We start from the raw sequence: 13,245 nt of genomic DNA on the forward strand, positions 1-13,245 counted from the left end.
TTAGGTTTTATTGCTTGAATAATGCACAAATATATGTGATATAGTTCAAAAGCATGATTGCTAAAATTCTTAGCAGGCATACACTTAAGATGCCTGACAAAAACGAAATTTTTGAAAACCTTTTATGATTGATCTTAAACCCTCCATTAACTTTTGGCATGATTTTAAAAGCAACCAAATTGCCGGAATGTGGCTGTTTTTGGGATCAAGACGTTCTTTACAAATTGTACATCCATCAATTCTTCAGCTCATTGTCTGGGGAATTTTAGGGGGATGTACTAACTCTCTTTATAGCTGGCTTGTGGCTGGTCAAATCGGTGATTTCAATTCACAAGGTTTAATTGGTTACGCACTTTGGCCGTTTATTGCTTTAATTGTCGGTATATTTTTATCACAGCGCACCAACCAACCTCGCTTAATGCTAGTACCTGCTTTACTTTGGTTGGTTCTAGATACAAATATCTTATTAATTCAATGTTTAATTCAGTATTTAGGTTCTAACGGTTATCTCAACTTTATTCCAGATGCTATTTATAACGGAATTTTACCAAGCCTATTTGTGGCTTTGTTCGTATGGCAAAGTTTAGCGGTGATTTGGGTTTTCTCACGCGAGCTCAAGTGGCCTTGGTGGGAACGTGCACTCGTCATGGTTGCGACTATTGCGACGATGGTGGTGTGGCAACTTTCTGTAAAAGATCAACCGATTTGGAAGGTCGAAGATTCAGCTCCAACATTTGCTGAAGAAGCTTTTTATGCACAAAGTAAGCTACTGAATGACTCTTTAGAGCAAGTCCAATATGGTGAGCAGGCAAAAAGTCATTGGTATTTTTTAGGCGTGGCAGGTGATAGCTATCAAGATGTTTTCAAGTCGGAAGTAGTCCGTATTAAAGAACAGTTTGATACTCGCTTTGGTACTGTGGGTCGTTCGATGATGTTGGTCAATAATCCAGATACCCGTACAGAAATCCCGATTGCCTCTAAAACCAGTATAGAGTTAGCCCTACGCCGTATGGGGCAGCAAATGAACCGTGATAGTGATGTGCTATTTCTATATATGACTTCACACGGTGAACAGAATCACTTTGAAATTGAAAATGCGCCATTAGATCTAGGGCAAGTAGACCCTAAATGGTTGCGTGAAACACTTGATAAATCCGGTATTCGCTGGCGTGTGATTGTCATTTCTGCCTGTTATTCAGGAAGCTTTATTCCTGCCTTACAGTCTCCTGATACTTTAATTATTACTGCATCTGCTGCTGATAAAACTTCTTTTGGATGTAATAACGAAGCTGACTACACTTATTTTGGTCGAGCTTTGTTTGATTTGGCTATGCGAGAGCAATCTTCGATGAAAGATTCGTTTAATACAGCTAAGCAAACGGTAACCAAATGGGAAGTGGCCCAAGGTGTAGAACCTTCAGAGCCTCAGTGGATGATTGGTAAAAATATGGAACTTATGCTACCTCAATTGGAAAAGTATCTATTTCCTCAGCAAAATACTGGTAGTGTAGATATTGCTCAAACAAAAACAGAGGCCAAAAACGATGCAACTCCTGCAAAAAAACCGCTGCTTTGAAGGTGAGCAACGTGTTTACCAATTTGAATCTCAGTTATTAAAAGGGCCAGCTAAGTTTGGTGTGTATTTGCCACCAGCCGCTTTAGAAGGTAGGCCTTGTTCAACTTTGTTTTATCTCGCTGGGTTAACGTGTACTGAAGAAACCTTTGCCATAAAAGCGCACGCACAACATATGGCGGCACAATTAAGCCTAATACTCATTACACCCGACACCTCTCCTCGTGGAGAGCAGGTTGCAGCAGGAGATAATTGGGATTTAGGTCAAGGCGCAGGCTTCTATATTAATGCAACGCAAACACCTTGGTCTGAGCATTATCAAATGGAAAGCTATTTGATTGATGAGTTATATCCACTCATTTTGAAAAGCTTTCCTGTAAACGCTCAACAAGTTGGTATCTTTGGGCACTCAATGGGTGGCCATGGCGCATTAACTTTGGCTTTTAAATATCCTGAGAAGTTCAAGTCTGTATCTGCTTTTGCACCGATCTGTGCACCAACTGAATGTGCATGGGGCGACAAAGCCTTTAGTCATTATTTGGGCAATGACCGCGACAGCTGGCTTGCTCATGATGCCACTGCTTTAATCTTGAAAAATGGTGCAGTGTTTGATGAAATTTTGGTTGATCAGGGATTGGATGACCAATTTTATGAACAGCTTCACCCTGAAAAATTTAAGCAAGCATGTTTAAAAGCAGGACAACCTTTAACTTTAAGACAACATGCTGGCTATGATCATGGCTATTACTTTATTCAAACCTTTATGGATGAGCATTTACAGTTTCATGCAATCCAGTTAGAAAAGGTAAATGGCTAATTAATGCTGCCATTCCACCTGAAATTCTTGTTGAGCCATGCGGTTTAGATGATCAAGCACGACTTTTTCTAAGTGGTCATGGTCATCTAGCTGACTATCAATAGCAACGTTTAACTGCTCTGTTGCAGGGGCAAGCGTAATGGTTGCTGTAGGCATTAAGATTTTGAAATCTTGTTCAGTCTCTTGTACTTCAAATTTGTGTTTCCAATGATTAACCAAACGCTTTGCAATACGTTTACCATCGTTTGTTAATAGATGAGTTGTGCTTTTCATTATCAATCCTCACATTACTTTAATGTACCTTAACAAATTCATTTAGCGCTTAGCATTCTAATGTTGCAACGTTACGTTGCAAGTTTGAAATGTTGCGATTTGAGTAAGGAAGAGCAGGCCAAGTAGGCGGTTTTTTGTTATAATTTTAAGCCTCTCCTTAAACTCTTAGCCAGGTCATCCACTTATGTCCAAGCCTTATTTGATTGCTCCTTCTATTTTATCTGCCGATTTTGCTCGTTTAGGCGAAGATGTAGACAAAGTGTTAGCCGCAGGTGCAGATGTAGTGCATTTTGATGTAATGGATAACCACTATGTTCCAAATTTAACTTTTGGTGCTGGCATTTGTAAGGCTTTAAAAAATTATGGAATTAAAGCGCCTGTTGATGTGCATTTAATGGTGTCTCCAGTTGACCGCATTATTGGAGATTTTTTGGAAGCTGGTGCTGATATTATTACGTTTCACCCAGAAGCCTCTCATCACATTGACCGTTCATTACAGCTGATTAAATCAGGTGGTGCAAAAGCTGGTTTAGTATTTAACCCTGCAACGCCATTACACTATTTAGATTATGTGCTTGATAAAGTTGACCAAATTTTAATCATGAGTGTGAACCCTGGCTTTGGTGGGCAAAAGTTCATTCCAATGACCTTAGAAAAATTGCGTGAAGCTCGTAAAATTATTGATGCGAGTGGTCGTGATATTCGTTTAGAGGTAGACGGTGGTGTTGGCCCTGCAAATATTCGTGAAATTGCAGAAGCTGGTGCAGATATGTTTGTTGCTGGTTCAGCCATTTTTGGTCAACCAGATTATAAAGTTGTAATTGATCAAATGCGTGCAGAGCTTGCGAAAGTAGGTAGTGTAGACGCTTAAAAAAGTATGCTTAATCAAGGGTAGGCTTGTGGATAACTTTGTTTATAACTGTATGGATAACTGTGTTGATAACCATATGGATAAGATGTTGGTAAAATAAACAAAATTAGATCAACTGCTTATTCTCTAGGCATAATGTATAAAAAAAGAACGTTTTGGCGTTCTTTTTTTATGCGAGTTGGATATTTTATTACCTGATTTTTTATTAAGCTTTACTAAAAAATAACCAGTGTAAAAAACGATAATATTGTGTGGGCACCTTTTAAGAAATATATGGATGTAAAACTGTAAAAGTGTCATGAAAAATAAAGCTAAATTTGGTTTAATAAGATTTTAGTAAGAGATTTAGATAATTAATGACGATAAAAATTTTAGCGGTAGATATGGATGGGACTTTTCTTAATTCTAAGAAGCAGTACAACAAAGCACGTTTTTTAAAACAGTACGAACAACTCAAACAAAATAATATTCATTTTGTGGTTGCCAGTGGTAACCAACTCGCAAAGCTTGTTACCTACTTTCCAGAAATTAGTCATGAAATTGCTTTTATTGCAGAAAATGGTGCACATGTTGTAGATGCAGGGCAAGAAATAGCTTTTGCTCATTTAAGTCAGCAACAATTTATTGAGACATTAAAAGCAATTGATTCAACCTATACATCTAAAATGGTGATCTGCGGAAAGCAGAGCGCTTATGTACACAAGTCTATGCAAGCCGATGACTATGCTAAGGTCGCTCGATACTTTGAAAAGCTAATAGTTGTAGAGGATTTTTATGCATTAAAAGATTTAGTGTGCAAAATTACTTTTATTGCTCAGAAAAACGAAAGTTTTGCTATTTTTCAAGATCTTCAGCAGCAAAGTTTTGTTGCAGATCAATTATTAGTTCCCGTTTCAAGTGGTTTTGACTTTATCGATCTTATTCTTCCTGACCAGCATAAAGCACATGGTTTGAAGCTTCTATTAGAAAAATGGAAGGTTGAACCTGATCAAGTCGTTGCGATTGGCGACAATAATAATGATATCCAGATGATTAAAGCAGTGGGTTATGGGTTTGCGGTTGAAAATGCAGTAGATGCTTTAAAAGCAGTAGCGCCTTATGCGGCTGCGAGTAATGAGCAAGAAGGGGCATTGCAAGTGATTGATTTGGTGCTTCAGCATCAATCACCATTTGTTTAATTAATTTAAAACAAACAGTTAAGATGGAAAAATTGTATCTCTTTTAAAACTTAGTTATGCTAATGCTCCTAAGATATATAAATTGCATAAGGCAATAAACGACAATGGCCCTACAACACTTACGCAAGTATGCTTGGTTTGTGTTCCTAATGACTTTAGTCATTGGGTGGAGTGGTGTGTCTATTGCTCAGACGCCTATGCAGCATGATCTTCACACGATGCCATGTCATAGTGAAAAAATGACTCATCACTCTGTACATGTCCAAGCAGATGATCAGACTATATGTCATCAAACCATGACCCAGTCTCTTCATTCGCACGGTGAGCATTGTAAGGACTGTAACCCCGTACATTGTCAAATCGTGAATCTGGCTCTGCAACAAGCGGTCCCAGACCTTGAATCATCATTTATTCCAATATCTTCTCAATTTAGCAGTATTTATCAGGCTCAGCATTTAGCCGGATACTGGCAAGAAATTTTACGTCCTCCTAAAGCTTAATCCTTTCTTACTTATTTTTTAATTAAAAAGGATTACAGCAATGTCTCATAAAACAATTAGCAGCTTAGTCGCTGTATTTGGGCTATTGGTTTCACCATGGTCCCTCGCGGCAATTAAGGAATATCACCTTAATATTAATGAACAACAGGTCAATGTTACTGGTCAACCGCTAAAACGAATTACCGTAAATGGCAAGTTTACAGCACCACTCCTTGAGTTTGAGGAAGGAGATGAGGCTGTTATTCATGTTCATAACCAATTAAAGAATCAAGATACGTCTTTGCACTGGCATGGGTTGTTACTGCCAGGGTTAATGGATGGCGTACCGGGTTTCAATGGTTTTACAGGAATCGCTCCAAACGGAGATTTTGTTTACCGCTTTAAGGTGAAACAAAACGGCACTTATTGGTATCACGCCCATAGTAAAGGCCAAGAGCAAGACGGTTTATATGGTCCACTCGTGATTTACCCGAAAGGGAGAACACCAGTTGCAGAGCATGAAAAAACTGATCGTGATTATGTGGTGATGCTTTCAGATTTTCATAATTCTTCTAGCGATAGCATTATGAAGAATTTGAAAAAATCTGCTGAGTATTATCAAAATCGCCGTGAAACTGTATCTGATGTCTGGAAGCAGGTTAAAGCACAAGGCTTAAAAGCAACTTGGCAAGATCGTTCGATGTGGAACCAGATGCGGATGTTAAAAACCGATATGTCTGATGTGACGGGTTATACCTTCTTAGTCAACGGTAAGACACCGCAGCAAAACTGGACAGGTGATTTTAAGGCAGGAGATAAAGTCCGACTACGTTTCATTAATGCTTCTGCAATGTCATTTTTTGATGTCAGAATTCCAAACTTAAAAATGACAGTCGTGAGTGCAGATGGGCAGCCAGTCAAGCCTGTAGCAATTGATGAGTTTCGAATTGGAACAGCCGAAACCTATGATGTGATTGTTGAACCTAAACAGGCAAATTATCAGATTGAGGCTGAGTCAATTGACCGTAGCGGCTTTGCAATCGGTACTTTGCATGATGAAAATACTCAGGGGGTTGGTTCAATTCAAATGCCACAGCCACGTCCGCGATCTTTGTTAACCATGGATGATATGGGCATGAGTCATGGTGATGGAGCGAGTGATGAACATGCTGGCCATCAAATGAACATGCAACATGACATGTCGACCATGCCTGAAATGAAAAAAGAGACAAGCCATGCCAATCATGATCATTCCATGATGCAAATGAAGCACGACATGTCAGCTATGCCTGAAATGAAACACGATATGCAGGCAAAGCCATCTAGCGAGCATGATCACGCGATGATGAATATGAATCATGAAATGCCAGCTCAATCTGAAAGTACGACTAAAAAAGATGAGCCAGTTTATGGCTGGGCAAATGCTTCAACACCAGCCGGTATGAAAGCATTGCAGTATAGTGATTTGCAGTCTTTAACACCTCAACCAGACACCCGTGCGCCGGAACGAGAATTAGTCATTCGTTTAGGCGGAAACATGGAGCGTTATATCTGGACCATTAATGGCAAGAAATTTAGCGAAGCTGAGCCATTGCAAGTTAAATATGGCGAACGTATTCGCTTGAAGTTCGTGAATGACAGCATGATGGCTCACCCAATGCATTTACATGGCATGTTCATGCAATTGGAAAATGGTCAACAAGCTGAAAACTTGCCAAATAAACATACCGTTATTGTTCCACCAGGAAAGACAGTTACTGCGTTATTGACAGCCGATGCCTTAGGAGAATGGGCGATTCATTGTCATTTGCTCTATCACATGAGTGCAGGGATGATGAATAAGTTGATTGTGGCTCAAGTGAATGATGGGCAACAGCCACCTCAAGCTCAATCGCCTGTTCAATCTGAAAATGAGAAAGGAGCTAGTCATGCGCATCACTAAGTTATTTTCTCAAATGGTATGTTGCGGTGCTTTCTCGAGCATATCTGTATTTACTTTTGCTCAAGAACCTTTAACACATGATCATTTACGCGAACATGGTGGTCAGGTTTATCAGGCGACTACGATTGATACGGGCTGGACTCAAAATGAAGAAGGGGAAGGTAGTTTTTCTTCTGAATTAGAAAGTTGGGTGGGAACTGATGAAAACAAACTATTCATTAAAGCTCATGTTGAAAAGGCCGAGTCCGAAGATACTAATTACGGTGGCTCATTACTTTACAGTCGAAATGTAGCTGATTATTGGGATGTACAGGCTGGGGTGAACTTCGAACGTTTACAGCGGGAAGACCAAAAGCAAGATCGCTGGGCTGGTGTAGTGGGTTTACATGGCATGGCACCTTACTTTTTTGAAACCGATGCATATCTTTATGCAGGTGAAGACCAGCTATGGAAGTTAAGTTTAGAGACAGAAAGAGACTTACTCTTTACCCAAAAGTTAATTGGTAAACCTTATTTAAAAGCAGACGTTGTTTTGCAAGATGAATCTCGCTATGCCAGTAAAACAGGTTTATCAAGTTTACAAGCTGGCTTTCAAACCCGTTATGAAATCAACAAAAAGGTCATGCCATTTGTTGATGTCGGTTATGGTTATGAAAAAGGTTTAAAACAAACTGCTTGGCAAACTGGAACCGACTCCGAACATGGTTGGTATTATGGAGCAGGGTTAACGCTAAAATTCTAATTTACGAACAAAAAGTAAGCTTAACGACATGCCATTGGTTTATACTAATGGCATTGTTTTTTGTGTCAGTTATGGTGCACAGATGGCTTTAGAAAAACAAGAGAATCAAATACATTTAAGTAAAAGTAGCTCTAGCTGCGGGTGCTCAAGCATGCCTTCTCAGGAGTATTCTACCCCTAGTGAACTCGGGGCTAAGAAGAGCCAATGGGTGAGTTATTATCATATTCCTCACATGGATTGTGCAGCCGAAGAGCAAATGGTACGGATGGCTTTAGCCTCTTACGCTGACGATATTCAGGAACTTAATTTTGACTTACCGGCACGCCATTTGGCGATTTATCACAGTGCTCAAGCTGAAATGATTACCCAAAGCCTACAGCGTCTAGGATTAGGAGCTGAGTTACAACAAACACAGCCACATTATGAACCTGTTGAAAAACCTAAAAAGGTTAGAACCAGCTCTTCAATGAATGCAGCACAAAAGCAAGTTTTACAATGGTTATTACTTATTAATGGGGTCATGTTCGTCATTGAGTTTATGGCAGGCATCATTGCATCATCGACAGGGTTAATCGCCGATTCACTCGATATGTTCGCAGACGCTGCAATCTATGGTATTGCCTTATTTGTGGTAGGTAAAAATCTTAATGCTCAATTAAAGGCTGCACATCTTTCTGGTTGGTTGCAGTTCGGCTTAGCCATAATTGTGTTAATTGATGTCCTGCGCCGCTTTATATATGGCAGTGAACCTGTTTCAATTTTAATGATTTTAATTGGTGGATTGGCTCTTGCGGCGAATATTACTTGTCTTTATTTAATGAGTGACCATAAAGAGAGTGGGGCACACATGAAGGCGAGTTATATCTTTTCTGCAAATGATGTCATTGTAAACTTAGGTGTTATTGTTGCGGGAATATTGGTCGCAATGACAGGTTCTCCTTATCCTGATTTAATTATTGGACTGATTATTGTTTTATTTGTTTTAAATAGTGTCCGAAAAATTTTACAGTTAAAAAACCAATAAGATTTTCTAAGACAGGCTAGCTTTAGATAGGGTTTGCCTTCATTTTTTATTTTAAAGTAAACTGAGCCTTCACATAAAGGAGGAACGACCTCCCCCATAATGGGTAATCATGTCAGGACGACCTGACAATATAAAAATTAGTGAATGTTATGGCTTGGGCTATTTTAATTTTAGCAGGTGTATTTGAAATCATTTGGGCATATTCTATGAAAATGTCTGAAGGTTTTACACGCTTAACCCCTAGTATTATTACCGTAGTTTTTATGATTTTGAGTGTAGTTCTACTTTCAATTTCAATGAAAACTTTACCTCTTGGCACTGCCTATACGGTTTGGACAGGAATTGGCGCAATTGGATCATTTTTAGTGGGCATATTCTTTCTCAATGAACCTATTGGAGCTATGCGAATGATTGCCGCTGTACTGATTGTGTCAGGTTTGGTTTTAATGAAAATTTCGTCGCCGTCTTAAGAGAATAAACTATGTTGCTGTCTTATAAGTATATCAATTCGCCTGTTGGGCAATTAAAGCTGGTTGCGAATGAAAATGCTTTGGTGGCAGTACTCTGGGATAATGAAAATCCAAAACGTGTTCGGCTGGCTGAGCTGGTCGAACAAGTTGAACATCCAGTTTTATTAAAAACTGAGCAACAATTAGAAGAATATTTTGAAGGCAAGCGCTGTGAGTTTTCTTTGCCACTAGATTTCGAAGGAACCGCATTTCAAAAACAGGTATGGGCTGCTTTACTCACCATCCCTTATGGGGAAACAAGAAGTTATAAAGAGATTGCACTTCAAATTGGTAATGAAAAAGCTGTACGAGCGGTGGGCGCTGCAAATGGGAAAAACCCGATTTCGATTATTGCGCCTTGTCACCGAGTAATTGGTGCAGGGGGGGCATTAGTTGGTTTTGCTGGTGGTCTTGATAAGAAAGATATTTTATTAAAGCTAGAGCAACAATGAGCCGTTTTGCGCTCGATTTTTTTAGACTTTTCTACTAAGCTGTTAACACTGATATTTCATAAAGAGTGTGCTTCATCGCATCGCTTTTTTGAAATATTAATCTTATTCATAACAAACTCTGGATGTTCTAAAAATGGCTGTCGGTGACGTAACAATGCCACAAATGCATGTGGTAAAAGGTGTAAAAATTGGCTCAACAGAAGCATATGTACGTTACCCAAACCGACGAGATTTAGTCATTTTTGAGTTTGCAGAAGGTTCAAATGTTGCAGGTGTATTTACCCAAAATGCATTTTGTGCTGCACCTGTTCATGTCTCTAAAGCCCATCTTACCCAAGGTAATCCTCGCTATTTAGTGATTAATACGGGTAATGCCAATGCAGGTACTGGACCTACAGGCTTGAAAAATGCTCAAGATACTTGCGCAAAATTAGCTGAGATTGCTGGGGTAAACAGCTCAGAAATTTTACCATTTTCTACAGGTGTAATTGGCGAACAGCTTCCAATGGAGCGTTTACTGGCTGGACTTCGACCTGCATTAAACACTTTGCAAGAGGCTGCTTGGTATGATGCGGCATCTGGCATTATGACCACAGATACAGTGCCTAAAGGCGCATCTGAACAATTTGAGCTAGATGGCATTACTTATACTATGACAGGTATTAGTAAAGGCGCTGGCATGATTCGTCCAAACATGGCAACCATGCTGAGCTTTGTAGCTACAGACGCACCTATTAGCCGTGATTTAGTACAAAGCTTATTAAAGACAACGGTTGAGCATTCATTTAACCGTATTACGATTGATGGCGATACCTCAACCAATGACTCTTGTATTTTTGTGGCAACAGGTCAGGCGGGTGGAGCTGAAATTACTTCAATTAACGATGCACGATATGCTCAAGTGTTAGAAGTACTGGCTCGTGTTATGAATCGTTTAGCACAGTTAATTGTACGTGACGGCGAAGGTGCAACAAAGTTTATTACTGTTGCTGTAGAAGGCGGTGGCAACACTCAAGAATGTTGCGATATTGCTTATAGTATTGCTCATTCACCACTTGTCAAAACTGCACTTTTTGCATCTGACCCGAACTGGGGCCGTATTTTGGCAGCAATTGGCTATGCTGGAGTGAAAGACTTAGACGTATCTAAAATTCAGGTATGGCTAGATGATGTACAAATCTGTAAAGACGGTGGAGCTGCCGAGGACTATACCGAAGAGGCGGGTGCGCGTGTTATGGCACAAACAGAAATTACCATTCGAGTTGATTTAGGACGCGGTCAAGCCAAAGACACGGTATATACCTGTGACTTATCTTACGACTATGTCAAAATTAATGCTGATTACCGTTCTTAAATATCAGTTATAATCAAGCCTCGACAAAGAGGCTTTTTTATTAGCCCCATCTTTTGATATTAAATGATTCAAGTTAGTAAATCATTTAAGCAGTAACGTTATATGCGAGCAGGTATGCCAGCATGAAGGATAGAGAAGACGTTTTATGAGTGATGCGACTTTAATTGCCAACGATGCAAAAAACATTGTACAAGCGCATTTAGACCGTTTAGGTGAGCCAAAAGACAACCGCTTAAGTGAAGAAGCAAAACAACAAAAGTTTGCTCAGATCGAAGCAGAGCTCAAAAAACGTGATGCTGTCCTTGTTGCTCATTACTATTGCGACCCTGAAGTACAGGAACTTGCCGAAAAAACAGGTGGGTGCGTTTCTGACTCTTTAGAAATGGCCCGTTTCGGACGAGATCATGCCGCCTCTACACTAGTTGTGGCAGGTGTTAAATTTATGGGAGAAACAGCAAAAATTCTGTCTCCTGAAAAAACAATTTTAATGCCGACACTCGAAGCGACTTGTTCACTCGATTTAGGTTGTCCGGTTGATGAGTTCACTGCCTTTTGTGATCAGCACCCTGACTACACCGTAGTTGTCTATGCCAATACCTCGGCTGCTGTTAAAGCACGAGCAGATTGGGTGGTGACTTCAAGCTGTGCAGTCGAAATTGTTGAGCACCTAGATAGCTTAGGCGAAAAAATTATTTGGGCACCAGATCAGCACTTAGGTCGCTATATTCAAAAGAAAACTGGTGCAGATATGTTGCTTTGGGATGGTGCATGTATTGTGCATGAAGAATTCCGTGCACGCGGTATTGCCAACATGAAAGCACTGTATCCAGATGCTGCTGTATTGGTACATCCAGAATCGCCAGAATCGGTTGTAGACATTGCAGATGCGGTAGGTAGTACTTCTCAATTGATTAAAGCTGCGCAGACTTTGCCAAACGAAAGACTTATTGTGGCAACTGACCGTGGTATTTTCTACAAAATGCAGCAAGCTGTGCCAAATAAGATTTTAGTTGAGGCGCCAACAGCAGGTGAGGGTGCAACTTGTCGTTCATGTGCACACTGTCCATGGATGGCAATGAATGAACTCGACGGAATTTTAGAAGTTTTGCAAAAGGGCGATCAGGAAATACACGTAGATCCAGCGCTTGCTGAACGTGCCAAAATGCCTTTAGATCGAATGTTAGCCTTTAGTGCATCGTTAAAGCGTTAAAAAACCTCAAAATGCTTGTTAAATATACATTTGATAAGGATTTTTAACTTTTTTTGACAATAGGTGTTGACGTCTGAGGGCGTCGCGCCTAGAATGCACACCGTACCGCACAATGTGCGATACAGCAAAAGCTGAGATAGATCGGAGCATAGCACAGCCTGGTAGTGCACCTGGTTTGGGACCAGGGGGTCGTAGGTTCGAATCCTACTGCTCCGACCACTTAAAATAATATTTTAAGATCGGCGAAGTATCGCATGATAAGCATCATCGGTTAAGCGCCTGTAGCTCAGTTGGATAGAGCATCCGCCTTCTAAGCGGATGGTCACAGGTTCGAATCCTGTCAGGCGCGCCACTCGGTAGCTTGGTACATAGAACTATTTGATGGTGGATGTAGCTCAGTTGGTAGAGCCCTGGATTGTGATTCCAGTTGTCGCGGGTTCGAATCCCGTCATTCACCCCAATTTCGGAGCATAGCACAGCCTGGTAGTGCACCTGGTTTGGGACCAGGGGGTCGTAGGTTCGAATCCTACTGCTCCGACCATATTTAAAAGCGTTCAAGCTTTATAAAATATCCCAAATATTAAAAAGAATTTCTTCTTATCTTATAGATAGAAGGAATTTTTTTGTTTTCTATTTCAAAATTTTAATTCAAACTTACTCCAATATTTGAACTCGTATCCTTAATACATATAACCTCTGTTCTCTGTTCTCTGTTCTCTGTTCTCTGTTCTCTGTTCTCTGTTCTCTGTTCTCTGTTCTCTGTTCTCTGTTCTCTGTTCTCTGTTCTCTGTTCTCTGTTCTCTGTTCTCTGTTCTCTGTTC

Annotated in this window: 13 protein-coding genes and 4 tRNA genes; 16 read left to right on the forward strand and 1 reads right to left on the reverse strand. The window is 40.2% G+C overall.

Annotated features, from left to right (window positions below):
• Nucleotides 1-124 precede the first annotated feature (124 nt).
• Both HL290_RS18125 and fghA read left to right on the forward strand, forming a co-directional pair.
• Nucleotides 125-1,576, forward strand: coding sequence for a C13 family peptidase (locus tag HL290_RS18125; protein ID WP_132072205.1), 1,452 nt, complete (start codon nucleotides 125-127; stop codon nucleotides 1,574-1,576).
• Nucleotides 1,545-2,390 (forward strand): S-formylglutathione hydrolase, encoded by an 846-nt coding sequence (fghA, locus tag HL290_RS18130; protein WP_198497199.1) that lies wholly within the window; start codon nucleotides 1,545-1,547, stop codon nucleotides 2,388-2,390. The genes HL290_RS18125 and fghA overlap by 32 nt, the downstream gene beginning before the upstream one ends.
• On the opposite strand, the gene HL290_RS18135 is transcribed toward fghA, so the two are convergent.
• On the reverse strand, nucleotides 2,391-2,663 hold the full coding sequence (locus HL290_RS18135; protein ID WP_009390654.1) for a DUF2218 domain-containing protein: 273 nt from the start codon (nucleotides 2,661-2,663) through the stop codon (nucleotides 2,391-2,393).
• Nucleotides 2,664-2,847: 184 nt separating this feature from the next.
• On the opposite strand from HL290_RS18135, the gene rpe reads away from it, so the two are divergent.
• The 14 genes from rpe (at nucleotide 2,848) to HL290_RS18205 (ending at nucleotide 12,965) form a co-directional block, all read left to right on the forward strand.
• Nucleotides 2,848-3,534: a ribulose-phosphate 3-epimerase gene (gene rpe / locus HL290_RS18140; RefSeq protein WP_003655878.1), complete on the forward strand. Its 687-nt coding sequence runs from the start codon at nucleotides 2,848-2,850 to the stop codon at nucleotides 3,532-3,534.
• A gap of 356 nt (nucleotides 3,535-3,890) precedes the next feature.
• Complete coding sequence (locus HL290_RS18145) at nucleotides 3,891-4,712, forward strand: Cof-type HAD-IIB family hydrolase (RefSeq protein ID WP_198497200.1); 822 nt, start codon at nucleotides 3,891-3,893, stop codon at nucleotides 4,710-4,712.
• Between the two features lie 104 nt (nucleotides 4,713-4,816).
• A complete protein-coding gene (locus HL290_RS18150; protein WP_198497201.1) occupies nucleotides 4,817-5,212 on the forward strand; it encodes a hypothetical protein in 396 nt (131 codons plus the stop codon).
• Between the two features lie 40 nt (nucleotides 5,213-5,252).
• The gene (locus HL290_RS18155) at nucleotides 5,253-7,133 is read left to right on the forward strand and encodes a copper resistance system multicopper oxidase (RefSeq protein ID WP_198497202.1); all 1,881 of its coding nucleotides are present in this window, start codon (nucleotides 5,253-5,255) and stop codon (nucleotides 7,131-7,133) included.
• Complete coding sequence (locus tag HL290_RS18160; RefSeq protein WP_198497203.1) at nucleotides 7,120-7,875, forward strand: copper resistance protein B; 756 nt, start codon at nucleotides 7,120-7,122, stop codon at nucleotides 7,873-7,875. Before HL290_RS18155 ends, HL290_RS18160 begins: the two co-directional genes overlap by 14 nt.
• A gap of 28 nt (nucleotides 7,876-7,903) precedes the next feature.
• Complete coding sequence (locus HL290_RS18165) at nucleotides 7,904-8,899, forward strand: cation transporter (protein WP_198497204.1); 996 nt, start codon at nucleotides 7,904-7,906, stop codon at nucleotides 8,897-8,899.
• A 149-nt stretch (nucleotides 8,900-9,048) separates the two neighbouring features.
• A complete protein-coding gene (locus tag HL290_RS18170; RefSeq protein ID WP_003655889.1) occupies nucleotides 9,049-9,369 on the forward strand; it encodes a DMT family transporter in 321 nt (106 codons plus the stop codon).
• Between the two features lie 11 nt (nucleotides 9,370-9,380).
• Nucleotides 9,381-9,860 carry a methylated-DNA--[protein]-cysteine S-methyltransferase gene (locus HL290_RS18175; RefSeq protein WP_005042982.1) on the forward strand — a complete coding sequence of 160 codons (480 nt, stop codon included), beginning with the start codon at nucleotides 9,381-9,383 and terminating at the stop codon, nucleotides 9,858-9,860.
• Nucleotides 9,861-9,993: 133 nt separating this feature from the next.
• Nucleotides 9,994-11,214: a bifunctional glutamate N-acetyltransferase/amino-acid acetyltransferase ArgJ gene (gene argJ / locus HL290_RS18180; protein WP_005042980.1), complete on the forward strand. Its 1,221-nt coding sequence runs from the start codon at nucleotides 9,994-9,996 to the stop codon at nucleotides 11,212-11,214.
• A 145-nt stretch (nucleotides 11,215-11,359) separates the two neighbouring features.
• Entirely contained in the window at nucleotides 11,360-12,424 is a 1,065-nt protein-coding gene (nadA, locus tag HL290_RS18185) for a quinolinate synthase NadA (RefSeq protein WP_003655894.1), read from the forward strand.
• Between the two features lie 142 nt (nucleotides 12,425-12,566).
• Nucleotides 12,567-12,643: transfer RNA gene (locus tag HL290_RS18190), tRNA-Pro, on the forward strand.
• Between the two features lie 56 nt (nucleotides 12,644-12,699).
• A tRNA-Arg gene (locus HL290_RS18195) sits at nucleotides 12,700-12,776 on the forward strand.
• Between the two features lie 32 nt (nucleotides 12,777-12,808).
• A tRNA-His gene (locus HL290_RS18200) sits at nucleotides 12,809-12,884 on the forward strand.
• A 4-nt stretch (nucleotides 12,885-12,888) separates the two neighbouring features.
• A tRNA-Pro gene (locus HL290_RS18205) sits at nucleotides 12,889-12,965 on the forward strand.
• Nucleotides 12,966-13,245: the final 280 nt, after the last annotated feature.

This window comes from Acinetobacter sp. AC1-2 (assembly GCF_016124155.1).
Taxonomy (GTDB): Bacteria; Pseudomonadota; Gammaproteobacteria; order Pseudomonadales; family Moraxellaceae; genus Acinetobacter; species Acinetobacter calcoaceticus.

Coding starts and splice junctions, on each gene's coding strand:
- nadA (WP_003655894.1), top strand. CDS start 11,360: ATGAGTGATGCGACTTTAATTGCCAACGATGCAAAAAACATTGTACAA.
- HL290_RS18170 (WP_003655889.1), top strand. CDS start 9,049: ATGGCTTGGGCTATTTTAATTTTAGCAGGTGTATTTGAAATCATTTGG.
- argJ (WP_005042980.1), top strand. CDS start 9,994: ATGGCTGTCGGTGACGTAACAATGCCACAAATGCATGTGGTAAAAGGT.
- HL290_RS18145 (WP_198497200.1), top strand. CDS start 3,891: ATGACGATAAAAATTTTAGCGGTAGATATGGATGGGACTTTTCTTAAT.
- HL290_RS18150 (WP_198497201.1), top strand. CDS start 4,817: ATGGCCCTACAACACTTACGCAAGTATGCTTGGTTTGTGTTCCTAATG.
- HL290_RS18125 (WP_132072205.1), top strand. CDS start 125: ATGATTGATCTTAAACCCTCCATTAACTTTTGGCATGATTTTAAAAGC.
- rpe (WP_003655878.1), top strand. CDS start 2,848: ATGTCCAAGCCTTATTTGATTGCTCCTTCTATTTTATCTGCCGATTTT.
- HL290_RS18175 (WP_005042982.1), top strand. CDS start 9,381: ATGTTGCTGTCTTATAAGTATATCAATTCGCCTGTTGGGCAATTAAAG.
- HL290_RS18135 (WP_009390654.1), bottom strand. CDS start 2,663: ATGAAAAGCACAACTCATCTATTAACAAACGATGGTAAACGTATTGCA.
- HL290_RS18155 (WP_198497202.1), top strand. CDS start 5,253: ATGTCTCATAAAACAATTAGCAGCTTAGTCGCTGTATTTGGGCTATTG.
- HL290_RS18160 (WP_198497203.1), top strand. CDS start 7,120: ATGCGCATCACTAAGTTATTTTCTCAAATGGTATGTTGCGGTGCTTTC.
- fghA (WP_198497199.1), top strand. CDS start 1,545: ATGCAACTCCTGCAAAAAAACCGCTGCTTTGAAGGTGAGCAACGTGTT.
- HL290_RS18165 (WP_198497204.1), top strand. CDS start 7,904: ATGCCATTGGTTTATACTAATGGCATTGTTTTTTGTGTCAGTTATGGT.